This window comes from Pengzhenrongella frigida, assembly GCF_004168625.1.
Classification (GTDB): domain Bacteria; phylum Actinomycetota; class Actinomycetes; order Actinomycetales; family Cellulomonadaceae; genus Pengzhenrongella; species Pengzhenrongella frigida.
Genome location: NZ_SDWW01000058.1, coordinates 1 through 21,064, shown reverse-complemented (window position 1 = coordinate 21,064; position 21,064 = coordinate 1). Strand labels below are relative to the sequence as shown.

The 21,064-nt window shown below is 73.4% G+C and carries 18 protein-coding genes; 13 read left to right on the top strand and 5 right to left on the bottom strand.

Annotation, left to right across the window (positions count from 1 at the left end; genetic code table 11):
• Nucleotides 1–226: 226 nt before the first annotated feature.
• A complete protein-coding gene (locus EUA98_RS17560; RefSeq protein ID WP_130103994.1) occupies nt 227–835 on the bottom strand; it encodes a DUF2231 domain-containing protein in 609 nt (202 codons plus the stop codon).
• Nucleotides 836–954: 119 nt separating this feature from the next.
• Nucleotides 955–1,356, bottom strand: a complete 402-nt coding sequence (locus EUA98_RS17555; RefSeq protein WP_130103993.1) for a RidA family protein — start codon at nt 1,354–1,356, stop codon at nt 955–957.
• A gap of 211 nt (nt 1,357–1,567) precedes the next feature.
• On the opposite strand from EUA98_RS17555, the gene EUA98_RS17550 reads away from it, so the two are divergent.
• Nucleotides 1,568–3,214, top strand: coding sequence for an FAD-dependent monooxygenase (locus tag EUA98_RS17550; protein WP_130103992.1), 1,647 nt, complete (start codon nt 1,568–1,570; stop codon nt 3,212–3,214).
• A gap of 28 nt (nt 3,215–3,242) precedes the next feature.
• Here EUA98_RS17550 and EUA98_RS20680 read toward each other — a convergent pair whose 3' ends face one another.
• Nucleotides 3,243–5,111 (bottom strand): phospholipase D family protein, encoded by a 1,869-nt coding sequence (locus EUA98_RS20680; RefSeq protein ID WP_207219135.1) that lies wholly within the window; start codon nt 5,109–5,111, stop codon nt 3,243–3,245.
• A gap of 92 nt (nt 5,112–5,203) precedes the next feature.
• On the opposite strand from EUA98_RS20680, the gene EUA98_RS17540 reads away from it, so the two are divergent.
• From EUA98_RS17540 to EUA98_RS17530, 3 genes are read left to right on the top strand one after another with little or no spacing between them, the layout of a single operon-like run.
• Nucleotides 5,204–8,053: a hypothetical protein gene (locus EUA98_RS17540; protein WP_130103991.1), complete on the top strand. Its 2,850-nt coding sequence runs from the start codon at nt 5,204–5,206 to the stop codon at nt 8,051–8,053.
• Nucleotides 8,043–8,912 (top strand): ATP-binding cassette domain-containing protein, encoded by an 870-nt coding sequence (locus tag EUA98_RS17535; protein ID WP_130103990.1) that lies wholly within the window; start codon nt 8,043–8,045, stop codon nt 8,910–8,912. Before EUA98_RS17540 ends, EUA98_RS17535 begins: the two co-directional genes overlap by 11 nt.
• Entirely contained in the window at nt 8,909–9,580 is a 672-nt protein-coding gene (locus EUA98_RS17530; protein WP_130103989.1) for an ABC transporter ATP-binding protein, read from the top strand. The genes EUA98_RS17535 and EUA98_RS17530 overlap by 4 nt, the downstream gene beginning before the upstream one ends.
• Here the strand turns inward: EUA98_RS17530 and EUA98_RS17525 are convergent.
• Complete coding sequence (locus EUA98_RS17525) at nt 9,577–10,200, bottom strand: YdeI/OmpD-associated family protein (protein WP_242511674.1); 624 nt, start codon at nt 10,198–10,200, stop codon at nt 9,577–9,579. The genes EUA98_RS17530 and EUA98_RS17525 overlap by 4 nt on opposite strands.
• 221 nt (nt 10,201–10,421) lie before the next feature.
• On the opposite strand from EUA98_RS17525, the gene EUA98_RS17520 reads away from it, so the two are divergent.
• The 8 genes from EUA98_RS17520 to EUA98_RS17485 all read left to right on the top strand — a co-directional run bounded on the left by EUA98_RS17520 (nt 10,422) and on the right by EUA98_RS17485 (nt 18,241).
• The gene (locus EUA98_RS17520; RefSeq protein WP_130103987.1) at nt 10,422–11,078 is read left to right on the top strand and encodes a DedA family protein; all 657 of its coding nucleotides are present in this window, start codon (nt 10,422–10,424) and stop codon (nt 11,076–11,078) included.
• Between the two features lie 44 nt (nt 11,079–11,122).
• On the top strand, nt 11,123–11,623 hold the full coding sequence (locus EUA98_RS17515; protein ID WP_242511672.1) for a P-loop nucleotide/nucleoside kinase family protein: 501 nt from the start codon (nt 11,123–11,125) through the stop codon (nt 11,621–11,623).
• Nucleotides 11,624–11,845: 222 nt separating this feature from the next.
• The gene (locus EUA98_RS17510; protein WP_130103986.1) at nt 11,846–12,223 is read left to right on the top strand and encodes a VOC family protein; all 378 of its coding nucleotides are present in this window, start codon (nt 11,846–11,848) and stop codon (nt 12,221–12,223) included.
• Nucleotides 12,190–12,897: an HAD family hydrolase gene (locus EUA98_RS17505; RefSeq protein WP_207219134.1), complete on the top strand. Its 708-nt coding sequence runs from the start codon at nt 12,190–12,192 to the stop codon at nt 12,895–12,897. The genes EUA98_RS17510 and EUA98_RS17505 overlap by 34 nt, the downstream gene beginning before the upstream one ends.
• Nucleotides 12,898–12,979: 82 nt before the next feature.
• Complete coding sequence (locus EUA98_RS17500; RefSeq protein ID WP_130103984.1) at nt 12,980–15,739, top strand: ATP-binding protein; 2,760 nt, start codon at nt 12,980–12,982, stop codon at nt 15,737–15,739.
• A gap of 48 nt (nt 15,740–15,787) precedes the next feature.
• Nucleotides 15,788–16,084 carry a hypothetical protein gene (locus EUA98_RS17495; protein ID WP_130103983.1) on the top strand — a complete coding sequence of 99 codons (297 nt, stop codon included), beginning with the start codon at nt 15,788–15,790 and terminating at the stop codon, nt 16,082–16,084.
• A 108-nt stretch (nt 16,085–16,192) separates the two neighbouring features.
• Nucleotides 16,193–16,663 (top strand): hypothetical protein, encoded by a 471-nt coding sequence (locus EUA98_RS17490; RefSeq protein ID WP_130103982.1) that lies wholly within the window; start codon nt 16,193–16,195, stop codon nt 16,661–16,663.
• Nucleotides 16,664–16,675: 12 nt separating this feature from the next.
• Nucleotides 16,676–18,241 carry a multicopper oxidase family protein gene (locus EUA98_RS17485; protein ID WP_130103981.1) on the top strand — a complete coding sequence of 522 codons (1,566 nt, stop codon included), beginning with the start codon at nt 16,676–16,678 and terminating at the stop codon, nt 18,239–18,241.
• 77 nt (nt 18,242–18,318) lie between these two features.
• Here the strand turns inward: EUA98_RS17485 and EUA98_RS17480 are convergent, their stop codons facing one another.
• On the bottom strand, nt 18,319–19,731 hold the full coding sequence (locus EUA98_RS17480) for an alpha/beta fold hydrolase (RefSeq protein ID WP_130103980.1): 1,413 nt from the start codon (nt 19,729–19,731) through the stop codon (nt 18,319–18,321).
• Nucleotides 19,732–19,867: 136 nt separating this feature from the next.
• Between EUA98_RS17480 and EUA98_RS17475 the strand changes: the two genes are divergently transcribed.
• The coding region (locus tag EUA98_RS17475) for an AAA family ATPase (RefSeq protein WP_165372887.1) at nt 19,868–21,064 on the top strand (1,197 nt) is incomplete at its 3' end.

Here is a 21,064-nt window from a genome sequence, read left to right as displayed (position 1 = left end):
AATCGTTCCAGGTCAGGAGCACTTTTCACGTCATCGACACGACCTCACGCCACCGCGCCATGAAAGCGCGAGGCTAGTCGGCCGAACAGGTCGACCCATCCTGGAGCGTCGGCGGGCCACCTGGCCACTGGCGCTCCTCAGCGTCGTCGGACCACTGTTCCTGGCCACGGGCTCGGCGGGGATGCGGGCGCGAGCCCGACGCGAGGGTGGGTGTCGGGCTCGGAGCCTAGATGGCCGCGGCCGGGTCGTCGTCGGTCACCGTGAACGCCGGGTCACGGGAGCCGACCTTGCGCGCCACCGTCAGATGTCCGCCGAGGTATCCGCTCACGGTGACCAGCAGGCCACCCGTGACGGCCAGCGCGACGCCGAAGGCGTGGGCGTCGCGGCCGCGCGCCGACCAGGACCCGATGTAGGCGTTGAGCGCAAGAAGGTTGACCCCCGCGTGGAGCAGCCCGACCCGACGATCGCGGCCGTCGGTCGCTGCCCACTCGGCCAGCCCGGTGAGCGCCGTCGGGACCGAGGTGAGCACGCCGAGCCCGATGAGTAGGCGCGCTGCGGGTCTCGCTGTCCGGCCGCCGACGACGTCGAGCGCGCTTGCCGACATCCAGGCACCGAGGGGGGCATCGGTGAGCAGCGGGTGCAGGGCGTGGCCGATCGGTCGGCCCCGGAGCAGGCCTTCGCGTCCGGACGAGGCAAGCGCGGCTTGGACGACATGCTGGACCGGGCGGGCGACGGAATCCAGTGCCTGCAGGTTCTCCAGCTTCTGGGTCGCCGAGACGAGCCACGGAGAGCGTGCGCGCCCACCTCGGTCGGTGGAGGCGACATCACTGACCATGGCGGTGCTCCCTCGGCGGCGGTGGCGGCGCGCGGACAGGTTCCGGATCAAGCATTGCCTGCCTGACCGGGGGCCGCATGTGGACGGTCAGGGTGATCGGTGCGTGGGCGATTGCCGGCTCATCGGAGCACTGCGGCCACGGCGCTGATCTCGACGAGCGCGCCCGGCACACCCAGTCCCGCCACACGTGCCGCGGTCACCAGCGCCGGATCGTCCGACGCGAGCTCCGAGGCGATCGCCCCGTACCCGGCCGCGAGGTCGACGCCATCGACGAAGAGCACCGTCCAGAGCACCACGTCGCCGAGCGTCGCCCCGGCGGCTGCGAGCGCGGTCTTCGCGTTCTCCAGGGCTCGGGCAGACTGCGCGGCCACGTCGCCCGCGCCCACGAGCGAACCCTCGGCGTCCACACCGTTCTGACCGCCGACATAGATCGTGGTCGCGCCGGGCGGCACGATGGCCACGTGGCTGAAGGCCGGGCTGGAGACGAGTCCTTCGGGACGGATGCGCTGGATGGAGGCCATGCGACCACGCTCGCACAGACAGCCGACACGGGCGCGGCGTTCGTGTCGCCTGGATCGGCGCCGACCAGAACGACCTGCTTCGCCACCTGCCCACATGGTTCGGAGCCCCCTCCGAAGGCGCCGGACGCGTTCACGATCGCCGACGTCGCTGAGCGAGGCCGTCCCCGCGTCTCGGCCCACCTGTCGGGGCACGGCCGCATAGCTTGTTCGGATGACCTCCGACGCGAACGATACGAGCGACGTCGACGTCCTTGTCGTGGGCGCGGGTCCGACGGGCTTGGCCCTCGCCGCATTCCTGGCCGCCGACGGCGTCCCGTTCCGGATCATCGACCGCCAGTCCGACGCCGTCCATGAGTCCCGCGCGCTGGCGATCCAGCCCCGCACCCTCGAGATGCTCGCCGGCCTCGGGGTGAGCGACACGTTGCTGGGGCTGGGCAACCGCGCGGTGCGGCTCCAGATGCACGTTCAGCGGCGCGTGATCGGGGTGCCGCTGTTCGATCTCGGACTCGACGACACCGCGTACCCCTTCCTGCTCTTCGTGTCGCAGGAGGCCACAGAACGTGTGCTCGGCGACCACCTGGCCGCAGCCGGCGTCCGCCTCGAGCGGGGGGTAGAGCTGGCCGGGCTGGCACAGGACAGCGACGTCGTCTCCTGCCGCCTGGTGCACCGAGGTGGGCACGAGGAGATGGTCCGCGCGCGGTACGTCGTCGGATGCGACGGCGCTCACAGCATGGTGCGCCGCGGCTCCGGGATCGCGTTCGAGGGGTCGTCCTACCCGCAGACGTTCGTCCTGGCCGACCTCGAGGCGGATGGGATCCAGCCCGGCGCGGCGCACGTGTTCATCTCTGCCGACGGCATGCTGTTCTTCTTCCCGCTGGGGCACCCGGCGACCTGGCGGATGCTGGCCATGCGACCGCGTGCCGACACCACCCCGGTCACCGATCCCGTCACCATGCCCGAGGTTCAGGAGCTGAGCGACGCGCACACCGGCGCCCTGGTGCGGCTGCGGGATCCGGTGTGGATGACGAACTTCCGGCTCGCCAATCGCGGAGCGGCGCACTACCGGGCAGACAGGGTGTTCCTTGCTGGGGACGCCGCTCACATCCACAGCCCCGCCGGTGCTCAGGGCATGAACACCGGGATCCAGGATGCGGCGAACCTCGCCTGGAAGCTCGCCCTCGTCACCGGCGGTCCCGGCCCGCTCACGGTGCTCGACAGCTACGAAGCCGAGCGTGCTCCGGTCGGACGCGCGGTGCTGCGGTTCACCAACCGGGCGTTCACGATCGCCACCGCGAGCAGTCCGGTCCTCCGGTTCGTGCGTGGCCAGCTGGTTCCCCGCGTGCTCCCGCTCGCTCTGCGGTTCACGACCGGGAGAGCGGTCGCGTTCCGGACCGTTTCACAGCTCGGCATCCGCTATCGCTCCAGCCCGCTCTGCGTCGACGGAGCCGGCGCGCCCCGGCGTGGGCCGCGTGCGGGGGACCGCCTGCCCGACGGGCCGGTGACAGTCGAGGGGAGGCGCTCGACGATCCAGCGCAGTGTCGCTGCACCCGGCTTCCACCTGCTGCTCTGCGGACCGCTCGCGGCTTGGCCGGACGATGCGACGGCCGCCCTGAGTGAGCGCTATCGGCGCCACATCACCGTGCACCGCCTCAGCCGGGATGTCGGGCCCAGGGTCCTGCACGATCCGAGCGGGCTGGTCCTGCGACGCTTGGGTCTCACCGGCACCCGCTCTGCGCATCTCCTGGTCCGCCCCGACGGCTACCTCGGCTACCGGGGCGGGATCGACGTGACCGGGCTCGGCGCTCACCTCGCCGCCGAATACGGACTGGTCGGGATCGGCTACCTGTCGGCTCCCTGAGGCCGGGCCTGACCGTGAGCGGTGGGAGCTAGAGCCTCTTCCGCAGCCGGTCGCGCACGGGCCGCCCGTCCGGGTCGGAGATCGTGCGGTACAGCGGCACCGCCCACAGGCGTTGGGCCTCGGTCACCGGCGGCGGTCGATGCACGGTGACGCGTCCGGGTGGTCGCGGCCCCAGGCTCCCACCCTCGCGCCAGGCAGTGAGGCGGGCGGCCTGCGCCGCGAACGCTGTGAAGCCGTCCACCGGATCCAGGAGGTCGGCAAGGTCGTCGGCGCTGCGGTCGAGGTGCTCGCGCCACAGCTGGAGCCGCAGGTCCCGGGCGAAGGTGCGTGCTCCGTCGCCGAGACCGGCCGGATCGTGCGGCTCCCTCGGGTCGAGGGCGGAGTCGAGCACGGCGATCGACAGCTCGCTGTCGTGGCTCCACGAACGGCGGTTGAGGTTGTCCGAGCCCACCATCGCCCAGACGTCATCGATGACTACGACCTTGGCGTGCACGTACACCGGACTTCCCTGGTGGTTCTCCAGCTCATAGACCGCGAAGCGGTCGCCGCCGGCGGCCTCGCATGCGCGGATGACGTCGCCCCGCGCGAGCAGTGCCGGCACCCGGGTGATGGTGCTGTCGTCGGGGGAGAAGCGCGGGACGACGGCGATGACCTGCAGCCGGGGGTTCTTCCTCAGGGCCGAGCCGATGATGTCGGCCACCGGGCGGGACCACAGGTACTGGTCCTCCAGGTAGACGAGGCGGCGGGCACGCGCAAAGGCCTTGCGGTACGCGTGCGCGATCGCTCGTTCCCCCAGCGGGGCGAACGGGTACCGGCGGAGCCGGGCCGGGTACGTCCGCAGGACCTGCACGGCGTGAGTCCCCGGGTGGGCCTGGTCGTCGGGCACCGGCGCGGGCAGCGGCCGCGAAGTCGTCGCGCCCATGTGGTACGCGCGGTCGTAGAGCTGCCGGACAGGGCTCGGCACGTCGAGGACGTTGCTGCCGTACCAGCGTTCGCGGAACGTGTGCTCGAGATCGTGCACCGCGGGACCCCGCACCTCGGCCTGGATGTCGTGCCAGGGGGTGCACGGCCCGTAAGCCTCGGGGGAGTTCACCCCCTGGGGATCACCGAGGTGCTCGGCGTCGTCGTTGCGGCCAAAGCTGAGGTCGATGCCGCCGACGAAGGCGACGTCGTGCGCCGGGGCGTCGGGATGGCGCACCACGACCAGCTTCTGGTGATGGCTGCCGCCCCGCCTGGTCCGCGCGTCGAGGAGCACCTGGCCACCGTCCTCGGCGATCCGCCGGACGAACTCGGCGTTGGCCTCCTCGAACTGGTGCACCTGGGTCGGTTGGGAGCGCCACACCAGACCGAAGACCTGGACGCCTCGGTGCGCGGCCGCCGAAAGAACCTCACCGATCTCGGTCCCGGCTCCCTTGAGGCGCTCGTTCAGGTCACCACGGAAATCGAGGAAGTACACCTGATCACCGGCCCTGGTAGCCACCAGCTCGGTGTACAGGCGGTCGAAGTAGCGCCTCCCGTCCACCAGCGGGAGGACGTGATTCCCGATCGTGAAGGGTCGAAGATCCGTGGCGCGGTTGGTCCGTTCGTCGTCGGCCAGGTACCACGCGAGGATCGCCGGATCGTCCGCCGCCGGACGCGGTGCATCTTGCTTGAGAGGATCGTCGGGAGCCTCCGGCGCGTCGGGCCGCATCGTCGAATTGTCTACCACTCGGCTTCGTCGTGCCCATTGGCGGCCACCACCGACGGCCAGCCGTGCTCCGAACCCCTCGGTGGCGATCCGGGCGCGAGTCGCACCCCACACGTCCTGCGGCGCGCCCGCGAGGTCGCGCTCGACCTGCCCGCGCAACGCCGGGTCGGTGTCGAGCAGCCATTCGAGCAGTGCCGGGTCGACCCCCATGGTGGCGACGCTCCGGTCGCGCCGCACGCGGTTTCGACCGGGACCGGGGACGGGGCCTTGCGGCGGACGTCGCGGTGCCCTACGTTCCGGCCATGGGTCCGCTGGTCAGGCGTTCGCCCCTGCGCCTGCTGCGTGACGGGCCATGGGGCCTGCTCGTCGCGGGCGCATTCCTGTTGGTCTGCTCGGCCGCCGCGTCGGCGCCCATCTTCGCGGAGGCCTCGGGGAACGCCGCCTTCGCCGACCAGCTCGCTGCCGTGCCCGCGACCGCGAACGCCGGGTCGGCTCCGGTCGTCCGCCTGGTCGGCGGCGCGGGGCTCGGGGGCCGTGACCGACTCGGCGGCATGCTCGATCGGGTCCCCGGTCTCGGGCCGGCCACGGTGACGGCGACCTCCGTCGGCGTCGAGCTCGAAGGCAGGACGGTCTTCACCCCCTTCGTGGCCGCAAACGGTCGAACCGAGCGTGCCCGGCTCTTCGGCGATGACGACGTCGAGCATGCGCTCGTCGCCGACCCCGGGTGGCCGTCGCGCGTGCCCGCGGAGGCGATCGGTCCTGCCCTGTGGCTACCCGCCCCGATCGCGACGGCTCTCGGAGTCACGACCGGCGACACCGTCGAGGTCGGCGTGGAGAGCCGTGCCTCCCGTACGAGCACCCCGGTCGAGGTTGCGGGCGTCTACGCGGTGGACGGCGCCGGCCGGCTGCCCGCGGACCCGCCCGGAACTCGGCGCTGGGCCTTGCGCCAGGCGTTCCTGCCCAAGGACAGCGAGTTCACGTCGTCGCCCGCCTACGTCCTGGTGGGCGACGTGGCCGCCGCCACCGAGGTCGCGAAGGTGGTGGGTGATTCGCTGCTCTTCGCCGTCGAGGGCCAGCTGTCCCCGGCCGTGCCGACCCTCGCCGCGGCGTCGGCCACGGTCGCCGGGATCCGCCGGCTCCAGGCGGACGTCCGCGACCCCGCGCTGCTCGGCGAGACGCCTGACCGCCTGCACCAGCAGGTCGCCTCGGGCCTGCCGGACCTGGTGCGCGCCGCGACCGACGTGGCCGATCGGACGGTCGCCTGGACCTCGACGCTGAGCGCCGCGGGAGCGGGCCTGGGGCTGATGTCGATCCTCGCGGTTGCCGCGCTGGGCACGGTCCGGCGGGCGATCGAGGTGAAGCACTCCGTCGGTGTCGGGCTGCGCCCGGCCGCGATCGGGGGGCTCGCCGCACTGGAGGTCGTGCCCACGGCGGTCGCGAGCTGGGCGGCCGGGTTCGGCCTCGCGGCACTCGCTGTGGCGGCGATCGGCCCGCCGGGAGCGATCACGACGACGTCGCTCACGGCTGGCGCCTGGCGCGCGGGGTTGGCCGCGCTGGCCGGAATCGCGCTCGTCGGCTGCGCCACGACGGTCGCCGCGGCGCGTGCAGCCCGACTGACCGCTCGCCACGGCGCCTCGCGGTCCGTCCCGTGGGAGGTCGTCCTCGGCGCGGTCGCTGCGACGGCCACGATGGGCCTGCTCGTTCGTCCGGCCGCGGCCGGACCACCGAGTGCGCTCGACCTGATCGTTCCCCTGCTCGTCCTGGCCGCCACGGGGGCGATCGGTACCCGGCTCACGCTCGCCGCGGCCGGGAAGGCGACGCGTCGCCGGACCGACGACGGCGTCGCGGGCGCCTGGGCCCGGCGACCGGCCCTCATGCTCGCCCTGCGCAGGGTGGTCGTCGGCGGGTCGCAGAAGGTCCTGGTCGTCACGATCCTGTCGACCGGGCTGGGCCTGCTCGCCTACTCGGTCGCCGCGGCGGTCTCGGTGAGCCAGGTCGCCGAGGACCGCGCCGCCGTCCGCGCCGGCGCCAGCGCCACCACCGAGATCGAGGTCTCGTGGCTCCTCGACGACGGTGCCGCGCAGGTGACCCCGGACGACGACGCGTTCGTCCTCACCTCGGGCCCGATGCTGGGCGTCCGCACCCCCCCGTTGCCCGCGGGCACCACCATCGTCTGGCGCAGCCGGGTGACGATGCCGGCAGAGCGCCAGAACGTCGACCTGCTGGTCATCGACCCCGCACGGTTCGCGGCCGTGGCCGCGTGGGGCGGTGGGCCCGAGCTCGCCCGGTCGAAGGCTCTGCTGCCGACGCTCACGCGCGCTGACGCGACGCTGACGGACCGGCTGCAGGCGGGCGGTTCGGGGCAGATCCCCGCGATCGGCGTCGGCACGCTGGAGGGACGGCCGGGGGAGGGTGCGGCGGTCAGCACCGACCTCGGCGATCTCGCCATCACGCTCCTCGACGTCGTGCCCGCGTTTCCCGGCCACTCCGGCAACCTGCCGATGATTGTGGTACCCGCCGACAGCTTCTTCGGCTCGCTCGGTGCGGCGGACCCACGGGTGCGCCCGCCGGCAACCGAAGGGCGCTTCAGCCGGGCGCCGCGGCAGTACTTCCCGTCGTTGTGGTCGAACGGCGACCCGGACGCGTTGCGGGCCGTGCTCGAGCCGCGCGGGCTCGAGCTGGGCCTGACCGAGACGCTCGCGCAGGTCGCCCAGGAGCCGGACCTCGTCGCCGCCCGGCGCTCTCTCGGTCTCCAGGTGGCCCTCGGGCTGTGCGTCGCCGCGATCGCGGTGCTGGCGCTCGCGATGTTCGCCGACCGGGCCACCAGCCGGGCTCGGGCGTCCGACCTGATGCTCGCCCTGATGGGCATGGGCCGGGCAGGTACGCAACGCGCCCGGTCCATCGAGCTCGGCCTGCTGGCCGGGCTCGGGCTTGCGCTCGCCGGCGTCGGGGTGCTGCTCGTCGCCCCGCTCGGGGCGCGGCTGCTCGATCCGGGTGGAGGGGCGGAACCCGCGTTCGTGCTCCGGCTCGGCGGTGCCGCCCTGGTCGCCGCCGCGCTCGCGGCGGTCGTCTGCCTCCTGGTCGCGATCGCGGTCGTGGCGACACGGTCGGGGCGAGCCGACTCCGCGAAGGTGCTGCGCGATGCTGACTGACGCGGACGGGCCCGCGGCCCGGTGCGCGCGCCTCGTGAAGATCTATCCGAGCGCGAGCGGTGAGACGCACGCTCTGCGCGGGATCGAGGCCTCGTTCCCGCGCGGCGCGCTGACCGCCGTCACGGGCCCGTCGGGGAGCGGCAAGTCGAGCCTGCTCTCGGTGCTGGCCCTGCGCGAGCGCCAGAGCGGTGGCGAGCTGTGGATCGCGGGACGGTCGGCGGAGACGCTCACCGGGCGCGCGCTGCGCCACCTGCGTCGGTACGACGTCGCCTGGGTCGCCCAACGTCCCACCCACAGCCTGTTCGACGGGCTGGTCGCTCGCGAACAGGTCGAGCAGGCCGCACGCCTGCGCGCCGCCGACCTCGCCGAGTGCGCGCGACTGCTCGACCGGCTCGGCCTGTCGGCGCGCGCCGGTGCCCGCAACCGCGAGCTCTCCGGTGGCGAGCAGCAGCGGCTGGCCGTCGCGGCCGCCGTCGTCGGTGCGCCCGGACTGGTCGTCGCGGACGAACCGACCGCCGAGCTGGATGACGACACCTCGAGCCTCGTGCTCGCCGAGCTCCGCCGGTGCGCCCAGGGCGGCAGCGCCGTCGTGTTTGCGACGCATGACCAGCGCGCCATCGCCGCCGCCGACCGCGTGCTCCACCTCCGGTACGGCGTGGTCTCGACGGAGGCGATGGCCGGGGCTCAGGCGCTGGCGCAGATCGACTCGACGGGCCGGCTGCAGCTGCCGCCGGAGGCGCTCGCGCTGTTTCCGCAGGGTCGGGCGCAGGTGGTGCTGGACGGTCTGGGCGTCCGCCTGCTGCCGGCCGACGGTCGCGATGCGCCGTCCGTGCCGACGGACGAGAGGCACGGACGATGACGAGCACCGAACCGCTGCTTCGCGTCGCGGGTGTCACGCATCGGCTCGGGCCGACGGGTGCTCCGCCGGTGCTGCACGACATCGACCTCGCGGTCGACGCGGCCGAGCTCGTCGCGTTGGCGGGCCGCTCGGGCTCTGGCAAGTCGACCCTGTGCCACCTCATCGCGGGGCTGGGGCGGCCGACGTCGGGCGCTGTCCGCGTCCTGGGACGCCCGGCCGACGAGGTCGCCAGCTGGGCCACCGTCGCGCTCCTCCCGCAGCGCCTCGCCCTGGTCGAAGAGCTGTCGGTGCGCGAGAACGTCATCCTTCCCGCCGGCCTGCACGCGTCGACCGGTCCCGCGCGCTCGGAGCGCCGCGAGCTGTGCGACCTCCTGCTCGACACCCTCAACCTGACGCATCTGGGCGCACGGCTCGCGTCGCAGACCTCGCTCGGTGAGCAGCAGCGCACCGCGCTGGCCAGGGCGCTCGTCCTGCAACCACGCCTGGCCGTGCTCGACGAACCCACCGGGCACCAGGACGACGAGAACGTCGATCGCGTGCTCGCCGCGATCTTGTTGGCGCGCGCGGGCGGGACGGCGATCGTGGTGGCTTCGCACGACGAGCGAGTCCTCGAGGCAGCGAACCGGGTCGTCCCCCTGCGCGACGGCCGCCTGGTCCCCGCCGGCTAGAGCTCCTCGGCCGTCTTCTCCCGCGTGCGCTTCTGCGGGTAGAGCGTCTCGCCCGCCGCGAGCATGGCGACGTACTGCGCGATGCGGCGGGCGCGGGTGTCGGCCCGCTTGGCAGCGCCGATTCGGTAGAGCACCGCGTAGCGGTTCTGGCCGTTGAGGACGTCGAACATCGCGCGCGCTGCGGGGTCGGCCGCCAACGCCTCGGTCAGGTCGGGCGGCACCTCGATGCTGGCCTGGCCGGCATAGGCGGCTTCCCATCGTCCGTCCGCCTGTGCGCGCGACACCTCGGCAAGGCCCGCGGCCTGCATCCGGCCCTCGGCCGTGAGTCGTTCGACGAGGCCCACGTTGCGTCGCGACCACGTGCTGCGCTTGCGGCGTGGAGTGAACCGCTGCAGGTAGGTGTGCTCGTCGCGTCGTCGGACATGACCGTCGATCCAGCCGAAGCAGAGCGACTCGTCGAGGGCCTGGTCGTAGGTGAGGCTGGTCGGCTCGGTGGTGCCCTTCTTGGCGAGGACCAGCCAGACACCGACCGGATCGTCGTGATGACCGTCGAGCCACGTCCGCCATGCGGCGGCGTCAGCGACGATGAGCTGCGGGGGCTCGGCGCCCGTGGCGCTCATCGCCCGGTCCCGTGGGTCATCCGCCATGGTCACACGGGCGGCGAGCCTTCGTCGCGTCGGTGGGGGTTCCGGACGCTGTCAGGGTGCCAACCAGGGGAATCACTGATGCGGCTGGATGTGGGCGTCCCTACGGTGGCGGGAGCGGGACACCCCGGTTCCGGGAGCGGCACCCGCGCCCGGACCGATGACGTGGCACGACCGAACCGAAAGCGGACACGACCATGCTCAACGACTGGATCGTCGCCCTCGCGGCTGCACCCTGGGTGTACCTCGCGCTGTACGCGATCGCGGCTCTTGACGGCTTCTTCCCCCCGGTTCCGAGCGAGTCCGTGGTCATCGCGCTGGCCGCGTTGTCGGTGTCGGCTGGAATCCCGAATCTCGCGCTGGTCCTGTTCGCGGCGGCCGCGGGCGCCTTCACCGGAGACCAGCTCGCCTACGCGATCGGGGGGCGGCTCGACGTGCGCCGGTTCTGGATCCTGCGTCACCCTCGCGGGCAACGGACCATCGACTGGGCCGAAGGGGCGCTGGCCAGACGGGGGCCGTCGTTCATCCTGGCGGCGCGGTACATCCCGATCGGACGCGTCGCGGTGAACATGACCGCGGGGGCGACCCGGTACCCGCGCCGCCGGTTCGCGACGCTCACGGCGCTGGCCGCGGTGTCCTGGTCGCTCTACTCCGTCGCGATCGGCCTGACCGCCGGTGCCTGGTTCCGGGAACGTCCGCTGGTCGCCGTCGCCATCGGTGTCGCCGGTGGGCTGCTCGGTGGCCTCGTGCTCGACCGAGTGTTCGCGTATCGACAAGCGCGCCACCAGCGCCACAGGGCCGAGGCGCCGGACCTGAGGGCAGCTGTGCCGGCGGACGCCGCCCTCGTCCGCTGAGCCGTCCGACCCGGCGCGTCCGCCCCCGTCGCTACCCTCGCGGTATGGATCAGGTGGTTTTGATGTGCGGGCACGCCGGATCTGGGAAGTCCACCGTCGCCCACCGGCTCGAGGCTGAGGGCTATGTCCTGCTCTCCTTCGACGAGGAGGCCTGGCGCCGGGGGTATCGGAACCACCCGGTCGCCGAGGAGGCCGGCAGGGAGGTGACCGAGCACCTGCAGCGTCGGCTCACCGAGCTCGTGACGGGCGGGTCCCGCGTGGTCGTGGACAGCTCGTTCTGGGCGCGCGCCGCCCGCGACGAGTATCGAGACGTCCTGGCGTCGCTCGGGGTGGAACCGGTGGTCTACTACATGTCGACCTCCCGGGAGGTCTCCCTCGAGCGACTCGAGGGCCGTCGGAACACCGGCCCCGACGACATCGTCGTCCCCGTCGATCGCGCGATCGCCTACATCGAGGGGTTCGAAGTGCCGACGGCGGCCGAGGGTGCGATGCGCGTCCTTCGCACGGGAAGCCCGAGCACCACGGACCAGGCCCCCACGGTCTGACGGTCGACGTCGATCCCCGCTGGAGGTCGCCTGCCGATCGGCATCACAGGGCTCGGCGGACGAAGACCCGGCACGAGACCAGTGCCGAGGGCCGTGAGCATGGCCAGCCCGGCGGCGGTGATGGCGATCGTGACGGCCGTGGCGGGCGGTGAGCCAGGGGCGCGAGCATCCCCGTCGCTGACGCGTGCTCCAGGCGGCTCGGGGTGGCGTAGCGTCGCGTCAGTGATCGCGACCCTTGCCGAAGTCAGCCTCGACTCCGCCGATCCCGAGGCGTTGATCGGCTTCTATCAGCGAGTGCTCGGCGGCGAGGTTGATGTGGTCAGCGCGGACTTCGTGGTCCTCCGTCTGGCGGGGATCGCGGTGACCTCGAGCCGGGTCGCCGACTACCGACGGCCCACCTGGCCACACAGCACGGTCCCCAAGCAGGTTCACCTGGACCTGCGGGTGGGGTCCCTGGACGCGGCGGAGCTCGCGCTGGTCGCGGCGGGAGCGCACCGTGCCGATCACCAGCCGCATCCCGACCAGTACCGGGTGTTCCTCGACCCGGCCGGGCATCCCTTCTGTGCGTGCCTGCCCGCCGACTGGGTCGCCCGGCCGTGACCTTTGCTGCCGTGATCTTCGACTGGCGCGGCACGCTTGTCACGACACTGTCCGAGCGGCAGTGGGTTCGAGCGGCCCTGTGCGACCGTGGTCGAGCCGCCGGTCCGGGCGACGTCGACCGGCTGGTGACGGCGATCCGAGCCGCGAGCGGCGTCGAGAACCGGTTGGAGGGCCCCGGTGTCGACAGCGACGCGGACTACCACCAGCGAACCTACCTGGAGGTGTTCCACGACGCCGGGTGCGACGACGACCTGGCCCGTGCGCTGTACGAGGTCGAGTCGGACCCCCGCCACAACCCGTTCGCCACCGACGCGCTGGGCACCGTGCTCGAGCTGCGGCGACGCGGTGTGCGCGTGGCGGTGCTCAGCGACATCCACTTCGACGTGCGGCCGGCATTCACCGCGGCCGGGTTCGAGAACGCCGTCGACGTCTTCACGTTGTCCTTCGAACAGGGGATCCAGAAGCCGGACTCGCGCATGTTCACCAGGACGGTCGGCGCGCTCGGCGTCGAGCCCGCCGACGCCCTCATGGTCGGGGACCGGTCCGGGCCCGACGGCGCGGCCGTCGAGGCGGGCATCACGACCTTGCTCCTTCCGCCCCTGACGGACCTCGAGGACCGCCGACTCCACCGCGTCCTCGCGCTCTGCGCAACCCCGGAACACCGCGAACAGTAAGGGGGTCAACCGGACGGACGTCGCCCGGTCCGTGATCCGCGTGGGCTTGCCGCTTGCGAGCGGCGACTGGGATTCTTCTCGCATGTCCACCGATGTGGTCGGCCGCGCTGGCGAGCTCCAGGCGGTAGCGGACTTCCTCGACGAGGTCCGGGTGGGGCCCGCCGGGCTGGTGCTCGAGGGTGAGGCCGGCATCGGCAAGACCACGCTGTGGCTCACCGCGGTGGAGCAGGCCCGCGGGCGTGGCTATCGGGTCCTGGTGGCCCACCCGGCCGCCGCCGAGGCGCACCTGTCGTACGTGTCGCTGGCTGACCTGCTCACGGACGTCGACGCGGCCGTCCTGGACGCGCTGGCGGAGCCCCAACGGCAGGCGATCGAGGCGGTCCTGCTCCGGGGCGGTGCGGTCGAGGCGGCCACGGGCCGACGGGCGACCGGCGCCGCGCTGCTCTCGGTGATCGAGCGGCTGGCCGACGACGGTCCCGTGCTGCTCGCGATCGACGATCTGCAGTGGGTCGACAGGTCCAGTGCCGGTGCGCTCGAGTTCGTCGCCCGGCGCCTGGCTGGCCGGATCGGGGTGCTCGGGGCGCTGCGGACCGGAGCCGGCACTGCCGCCGGACCAGCCCTCCAGCTGCCCGACCCGGGCACGATCGACCGGGTGTCCGTGGGGCCGTTGAGCCTGGGCGCGCTCCACGGCGTGCTCCGGGCACGCCTCGGCCGGTCCTTTCCCCGGCCGTTCATGGTCCGGATCCAGCAGATCTCGGCCGGCAACCCGTTCTACGCGCTGGAGCTCGCCCGCGGCCGTCAGCTCGGCGGGGCGACGGACGACCTGACCGCGCTGCCGGGAACCCTGGCCCAGCTCGTCCAGGCGCGGGTCGATGCGGCGCCCGCGGCCGCGCAGCCCGCGCTGCTGGCGATCGCCGCGCTCGCAGACCCGACCGTCGAGCTCGTCCAGCTCGCCGTCGACGCCGACCCGGTCGAGGTGGACCGGATGCTCGACGACGCGGAGAGCTGCGGCCTGCTGCGCGTCGACGGGCACCGCGTCCGGTTCACGCATCCGTTGCTCGCTGCGGGCGTCTACGCCTCGGCGCCTCCCGCCGTGGTGCGCGCCATGCATCGCCGCCTCGCGGTGTGCGTCGCCGACTTCGAGCAGCGGGCTCGCCACCTGGCGCTGGGCGCGCTGCGGGCGGACCCCCGGACCGTGAGGGCGCTCGACGAGGCCGCGGTGCACGCGCGCGCCCGCGGCGCCCCCGCGACGGCCGCGGAGCTCGTCGATCTGGCGCTCCGGCTCGGCGCGGACTCCCCGGAGCGCCGGATCCGTTCGGCGCGGCACCACTTCGACGCCGGAGACCCCGTGCGGGCGCGCGCGGCGGTGGAAGACCTGGTCGACACGCTCGGGCCCGGTCGAACCCGCGCGTCGGCGCTGGCCCTGCTCGCGACGGTGCGACTGCACGACGACAGCTACCGCGAGGCGGCCGGCTACCTCGAGCAGGCGCTCGCCGAGGCCGGCGACGATCTGCGCCTGCGGGTGGAGATCTCGGTCGAGCTGCAGTTCGTGCTGGTCAACCTGGGCCGGATCCGCGACTCCTTCGCACTGACGGAGCACACCGTGGACGCGGCCGAACGTCTGGCAGACCCCGACCTGTTGGGCAAGGCGCTCGCCTCCTCGGTCATGATCCGCTTCCTGACCGGGCAGGGGCTGGACGAGGCTCCGCTGCGACGGGCGCTCGCCCTCGAGGACCTCGACACCCCCGGCCCGGTCATGCTGCGCCCGACCCTGGTCAGCAGCCTGCTGCTGGCGTGGACGGGACAGCTCGACGACGCCCGCACCGGGCTGCTCGCGCTGCGCCAGCACTGCCTCGAGCGAGGCGAGGAGAGCGACCTCATGTTCACGGCGTTCCACACGGTGATCGTCGAGTGCTGGCGCGGCAACCTCGCCGACGCGCGGTTGATCGCCGAGGACACCATGGAGCGCGCGCTGGAGCTCGGCACCAGCATTCCGCTGGCGATCGCGCTGTTCGCCCAGGGGACCGTCGCGGCCTACGCGGGCGATCCCGCGCCGGCGCGCCGGGCGGCCCGGGGAGCGCTCGACATCTTCGAGCGGGGCAGCAGCCTGGCGGTCACGGTCTGGCCGATCGTCACCCTCGGCTTCGTGGACGTGTCGCTGGGGGAGTACGAGGCGGCGGTCACCACGCTGGGTCCGCTGGCCGCGGCCGCAGCGGTCATGGGGTACGGCGAACCGACGGCCGCGCCGTTCGCGCCCGACGCCGTGGAGGCCCTCGTCGGTGCGGGCCGGCTCGCGGAGGCCGCGGAGCTGGTGGATCAGCTCGAGCGCAACGGCCGGCGCCTCGACCGGCCGTGGGCGCTGGCGCTCGGCGCTCGCGGCCGCAGCCTGCTCCTGGCCGCGCAGGGTGACCTCGACGGGGCGTGGGCGGCGGCGGAGCGCGCGCTGGTGGAGCACGAGCGGTTGCCGATGCCGTTCGAGCGGGCCCGGACGCTGCTGGTCCTGGGCCAGGTCCAGCGCCGACGTCGGCAGAAACGGGCCGCCGCGGTGGCGCTCGGCGACGCCGTGCGGGTCTTCGACGAGCTCGGCACGGCGCTGTGGGCCGCACGTGCCCGCACCGAGCTGGCGCGGGTTGCCGGCCCGCGCAGCGCCACCGGTGAGCTGACGCCGTCCGAACGGCGGGTGGCCGAGCTCGCCGCCACGGGCCGGACGAACCGTGAGGTGGCGGCGGTCCTGTTCATCAGCCCGAAGACGGTCGAGGCGAACCTCGCGCACGTCTACCGCAAGCTGGGGATCCGCTCGCGCGCCGAGCTCGGGCAGTGGACCGTCGAGCTGAGGTCGTAGGGAAACCCCCGATTCCGCCGTCCGGCACGGCGCCCTAGCGTTCGAGCCATGCCCGTCCGGCCGCCAGCAGAGCTCGCCCGCTACCTCGTCGAGTGGTACCGCGCGGGGTTGACCGACGACGTGCTGGACCAGACCGCGGACCGGGTGCTCGACTCCGCCCGGCAGCTGGCGGACGAAGGTGAGGTCGCCGTGCTGCTCCTGACGCTGTTCGTCCCCGAGGACGAGGTCGCCTTCAGCCTGTTCGCCGCCCGCTCGCCGCTGTCGGTGGCCCGGGTGTATCAGCGCGCCGATCTGCCGTACCACCGGATCGTGCAGGCGATGGAGCGCACGGAGGTGCTCACATGAGGGAGCCCGCGGCGGGGTGGGCCGGGTGCCGGGGTCGGTCGGGAGGTTCGTACCGGGAGCGGGTTCCGTCTCGGGAGTCAGCCCCGCGAGAGAAGGAGGGAGAACGTCATGAGGACCGTCTACAAGGTGCTGGCCTACGTCGTGGCGGCCGAGGTCGTCATCCAGGCGATGGCGATGGTCTTCGCCGTCGCCGGGCTGGGGAAGTGGGTGGAGGACGGGGGAGTGCTCGACCAGTCGGTGATGGAGAGCGAGGACTCGGTCTTCCCAGAGGTGGTCGGCTTCGTCATCCACGGGATGAACGGGATGATGGTCATCCCCGCCGTCGCGCTGATCCTGCTCGTCGTGTCCTTCTTCGCCAAGTTCCCCGGGGCGGTGAAGTGGGCCGGCCTGGTGCTCCTGCTGGTCGCCCTGCAGATCACCCTCGGCCTGCTCGGGCATGAGATTCCGGCTCTCGGAGCGCTGCACGGGCTGAACGCGCTGCTGCTGTTCAGCGCCGCCGTCTACAGCGCTCGTCGTGTCCCGCCGACGGCCGGAGCCGCGGCGACGGGGTCCGAGGCGCGCATCCGCGCGTCCGCGTAGGGGCCCGCGCCGATGAGCCGCACTGGCCGCCGGCGGCTGCACCTGGGCCGCCAGCGGCTGCGGCTGGCGGTCGCCTGCGGGGCGACCGCCCTGATCGTGGGGCTGCTCGGCGTGTTCTGGTACAACAGCCGGTTGCCGGCGTCGTACTCCGTCATGGACATGGGGCACGCCGAGTACGGCGGCGGCCCGATCGGGTCGATGCCGCACGACGGGCACGACGGGCACGCCGGCGGGGAGGAACCCGCGGCCGACGGCGCCGCCTCCGCCGTGCCGGCGCTGACCGCCGACCAGGGAGGAGCGCCGGACGTCGAGATGACATTGGTCGCGCGCGCAGAGCGGTTCCAGCCCCCGTCCGGGGACTGGGTCGACGGCTACACGCTCAACGGGCAGTCCCCGGGACCGGTCCTCCGCGTGACCGCGGGTGAGCTGGTGCAGGTGCGGCTCGAGAACGAGTCCGTGGCCGAGGGCGTCACCCTGCACTGGCACGGCCTGGAGCTCCCCAACGCCGACGACGGCGTGGCGGGCGTCACCCAGGACGCGGTCGCCATCGGCGCCGAGCACACCTACCGGTTCGTCGCCGACCAGCCCGGCACGTTCTGGTACCACTCCCACCAGCTCTCCCACGAGCAGGTGCGCCGGGGGGTGCTCGGTGCGCTCGTCGTGCTGCCCCAGCAGGCGACGTCGCCCGACGCGGACCCGCCCGACGCGGACCCGGCCGACGCGGACGTTGTGGCGCTGGTGCACCGGTACGGCGGGAAGTCCACGGTCAACGGCCACCGGGACGACCTGCGGATACCGGCAGCCCCGAACCAGCGCGTGCGGGTGCGGGTGATCAACACGGAGAACGGTCCGATGTCGGCCTGGGTCGGCGGCGCCTCGTTCCGGCTGGTCGCCGTCGACGGCCGGGACCTGCACGAACCCACCCTCCTCGAGGGCACGGCGGTCCTCGTCACGGCCGGGGGGCGGGCCGATCTCGAGGTGACGATGCCGACCGACGGCTCGGGAGTCCGCGTCCAGCTCGGGGGGTCCGCCGTCGTGCTCGGGCCGGCGTCCGCCGAGGCCGCTGAGGTCCCGCGGCCCGCGGAGACCGTGGACCTGCTGTCGTACGGGACTCCGGCGGATCTCGGGATCGACTGGGGCACACCCGACCGGCGGTTCGACTACGACATCGGGCGCCGGCCCGGCTTCCTCGACGGCCGTCCCGGCATGTGGTGGACGATCAACGGTCGCCTCTACCCCGAGGTACCGGCGTACATGGTGGCCGAGGGCGACATCGTCGTCGTGCACATCGCCAACCACAGCGGCGAGGTCCACCCGATGCACCTGCACGGCCACCATGCGGTGGTGCTCCGACGCGACGGGGAGCCCGCGACCGGCAGCCCCTGGTGGGTGGACTCGCTCAACGTCAGCGACGGCGAGTCGTACGACCTCGGCTTCGTCGCCACGAATCCCGGGATCTGGATGTACCACTGCCACAACCTCCCGCACGCTTCCGAGGGGCTGGTCGCGCACCTCATGTACGAGGGCGTCACCACCCCGTTCGTCCTGGGCGGACCCGCGGGCAACGAGCCCGAGTGAGCGGCCCGAGGCCGACGACCCCGGGCGAGCGACGAGTCGTCCTCGGGCAGCCCGGGTGGTCGCCGACCGCGGCGGGGTCATGACCGGGGCACCGCCGTCCCGGTGCGGACCGACTCGACGGCGTCGGTGATGGCCCGGACGGACAGGGTCGCACCGTGCTGGTCGTCGAGCAGGCCCACGTGCGTGGTGTCCCCGGTCCGGAGCGAGCTGTTGGTGGACAGCTCCGCGAACCGCTCCTGGGCCGCGTACCCGGCCGCGTCGGTCCGCTCCTTGTCCGCCAGGGTGAGCACGACGAGGGGGCGCCGCCCCAGGGTGGTGAGCGCCTGCGCCTGCGCGAACACCGCCGGGTACTCGGACACCTCGTCGACGGAGTTCGTCGCGCCCCGAGCGGTGGCCACCGACGCGCGGTACTCGCCCGCAGCGGGGGCGGGCAGGCTCGACCACACCGACGTCGGCATGAGCTGGGCCAGTCCCATCCGGGCGAGCGACGGGAGGAACATCATCGGCCCGGTGCCGCCGCCGGACCGTCCGGCCAGGCTCGCGTCGATGCCGTACGGGCTGGTGGTGTCGAGCAGGACCATCCCGGCGACCTCGGCGGGGTGCTCGGCGGCGAACGTCATGGCGTAGAGACCACCCACGGAATGCCCGACGACGACGAACGGGCCCGCCTCGCCGGCCTGGTCCAGCAGGGCGTGGAGGTCGGCGGCGACGGCCGCCGCATCGCGCGGCGAGTCGGCGGACCCGCTCCAGCCCTGCCCGGCGTGGTCGTACGCACACACGCGGGTCGTCGAGCTGATCTCGGCGGTGATCCGGCTCCACAGGGTCGACGTCCCCCCGAGGCCGCTCTCGAGCACGACCGTCGGGCTGCCGGTGCCGGTGCCGGTGCAGTCGAGGTGCAGCGCGTACTCGCCGATGTCCACGGACCGGCCGGGCATCGAGTACGCGGCGGAATCCAGCGTCACGCGCAGCGTCTGGTAGCCGCCGCCGACGGCGACCAGGGCGAGCAGCGTCAGAGCGGGCAGCACCACCCACGAGCGCGCCCTCGTGTCGAGCGAACGGATGGCGTGGACGGCGGACCACACCGCCAGGGTGAGCATGGCGGGCGCCCACACCCAGCCGGCGGCGGTGAGTGCGCCGTCGTCGGGCGCGACGAGGATCAGCGCAACCCCCGTCGTCCCCATCACGGTGGCCGGGACCCAGGCCCATCGCTGCGGCGTGGCGGTGAGCCTCGTCGAGAGGATGGCCAGCAGCGCCCACCCGCAGGCGAACCCGACCAGGCCGGCGCCCGTGACGACAGGCTCGGCCGCGCCGGGGAACGCGACGAACGTGAGGATCAGGGCGGTCACCAGGCCGATCCCCAGGGAGAGCACCGTGATCCGGCCCAGGTGGCCTCGGTCGGCGGGGCGAGCAGGCCGCCCCTCACGGGGGGTCTGCGTTCCACCGCCCGGAAGGGTGCCACCGGCCGGAAGGGTTGTCGTCGGGGTGTTCATGAGTTGCTCCTCATCTCTTGGGGTGCTGCCGATCACGAGGTGTTGCCGCCAGCCTGCGCGTGGCGCGCGGTGCTCAACCCGGTCAAAGTGCCGGGATCCGCCGCGGCATCGGGACCGCGACGCGTAGCGTTGACCCGTGCTGCACGGGCGGGACGCGGAACGTGACAGCCTCGCGGCGCTGCTCGACGGGGCGCGCGAGGCCCGCGCTGGCGCACTGGTGCTGCACGGGGAGCCCGGGGTCGGCAAGACCGCGCTGCTCGACGACGCCGTCGGCACGGCGGCGGGTCTGCGGGTCCTGCGGACCCAGGGCCTGGAGTCCGAGTCCCCGCTCGCCTTCGCCGCGCTCCACCGGCTGCTGCGACCCCTGCTGCCGCACCTCGACCGGCTCCCCGCCCCCCAGGCCCGCGCGCTCGGGGTCGCGTTCGGGAAGCAGGACGGCGAGCGGGTCGACCCGCTGCTGGTCGGGATCGGGACCTTGTCCTTGCTCACCGAGGCCGCCGAGCAGCGCCCCGTGCTCGCCGTCGTCGACGATGCCCACTGGCTCGACCCCGCCTCCGCGGACGCCTTGCTCTTCACCGCCCGACGTCTCGGGGCCGACCGCGTGGTCCTGCTCTTCTCCGTCCGGGACGGGAGCGCGACGGCCTTCGCCCACGACGGGGTGCCATCGCTGCTGGTCGGCCGGCTGGACGAGGTCTCCGCCCGAGCCGTGCTCCAGGACTGCGCCGGGGACGCGATCGCGCTGGACGTCGCCGACCGGCTCCTCGAGCAGAGCGGCGGGAACCCCCTGGCCCTGGTCGAGCTGGCGGCCGGCCTGAGTCCGGCGCAGCTCGCGGGCGACGCGCCGACCCCGGCCCACCTGCCATTGACCGCCGACCTGGAGCGGGTGTTCCTCGACCGCGCGCGCCGGCTCCCGACGCAGGTGCAGTCCGTCGTGCTGGTGGCCGCAGCCGACGACTCGGGCCGGACCAGCACGGTCAGCCGGGCGGCGGCGCTCCTCGGGCTCGACGACGGGGCGCTGGCCCAGGCCGAGACCTCGGGCCTGGTGGTCACCGACGGCGACCACCTTCACGTCCGGCATCCGCTGGTGCGGTCGGCGATCTACCAGGCCGCGACCGGCGGTGAGCGGCGCGCCGCCCACCGGGCGCTGGCCGCTGCGCTCGAGGGGCAGGACGACCCCGACCGACAGGCGTGGCACGCGGCGGCCGCGGCGGACGGGCCGGACGAGACCCTCGCCGCCGCCCTGGATGCCGCAGGCGCCCGCGCCGAGCGACGCGGCGGCTTCGTCGCCGCCTGTGACGCCTACGAGCGCGCCGCTGAGCTGACGGCAGGAGCC

Coding starts and splice junctions, on each gene's coding strand:
- EUA98_RS17560 (WP_130103994.1), bottom strand. CDS start 835: ATGGTCAGTGATGTCGCCTCCACCGACCGAGGTGGGCGCGCACGCTCT.
- EUA98_RS17555 (WP_130103993.1), bottom strand. CDS start 1,356: ATGGCCTCCATCCAGCGCATCCGTCCCGAAGGACTCGTCTCCAGCCCG.
- EUA98_RS17550 (WP_130103992.1), top strand. CDS start 1,568: ATGACCTCCGACGCGAACGATACGAGCGACGTCGACGTCCTTGTCGTG.
- EUA98_RS20680 (WP_207219135.1), bottom strand. CDS start 5,111: ATGGGGGTCGACCCGGCACTGCTCGAATGGCTGCTCGACACCGACCCG.
- EUA98_RS17540 (WP_130103991.1), top strand. CDS start 5,204: ATGGGTCCGCTGGTCAGGCGTTCGCCCCTGCGCCTGCTGCGTGACGGG.
- EUA98_RS17535 (WP_130103990.1), top strand. CDS start 8,043: ATGCTGACTGACGCGGACGGGCCCGCGGCCCGGTGCGCGCGCCTCGTG.
- EUA98_RS17530 (WP_130103989.1), top strand. CDS start 8,909: ATGACGAGCACCGAACCGCTGCTTCGCGTCGCGGGTGTCACGCATCGG.
- EUA98_RS17525 (WP_242511674.1), bottom strand. CDS start 10,200: ATGAGCGCCACGGGCGCCGAGCCCCCGCAGCTCATCGTCGCTGACGCC.
- EUA98_RS17520 (WP_130103987.1), top strand. CDS start 10,422: ATGCTCAACGACTGGATCGTCGCCCTCGCGGCTGCACCCTGGGTGTAC.
- EUA98_RS17515 (WP_242511672.1), top strand. CDS start 11,123: ATGGATCAGGTGGTTTTGATGTGCGGGCACGCCGGATCTGGGAAGTCC.
- EUA98_RS17500 (WP_130103984.1), top strand. CDS start 12,980: ATGTCCACCGATGTGGTCGGCCGCGCTGGCGAGCTCCAGGCGGTAGCG.
- EUA98_RS17495 (WP_130103983.1), top strand. CDS start 15,788: ATGCCCGTCCGGCCGCCAGCAGAGCTCGCCCGCTACCTCGTCGAGTGG.
- EUA98_RS17490 (WP_130103982.1), top strand. CDS start 16,193: ATGAGGACCGTCTACAAGGTGCTGGCCTACGTCGTGGCGGCCGAGGTC.
- EUA98_RS17485 (WP_130103981.1), top strand. CDS start 16,676: ATGAGCCGCACTGGCCGCCGGCGGCTGCACCTGGGCCGCCAGCGGCTG.
- EUA98_RS17480 (WP_130103980.1), bottom strand. CDS start 19,731: ATGAACACCCCGACGACAACCCTTCCGGCCGGTGGCACCCTTCCGGGC.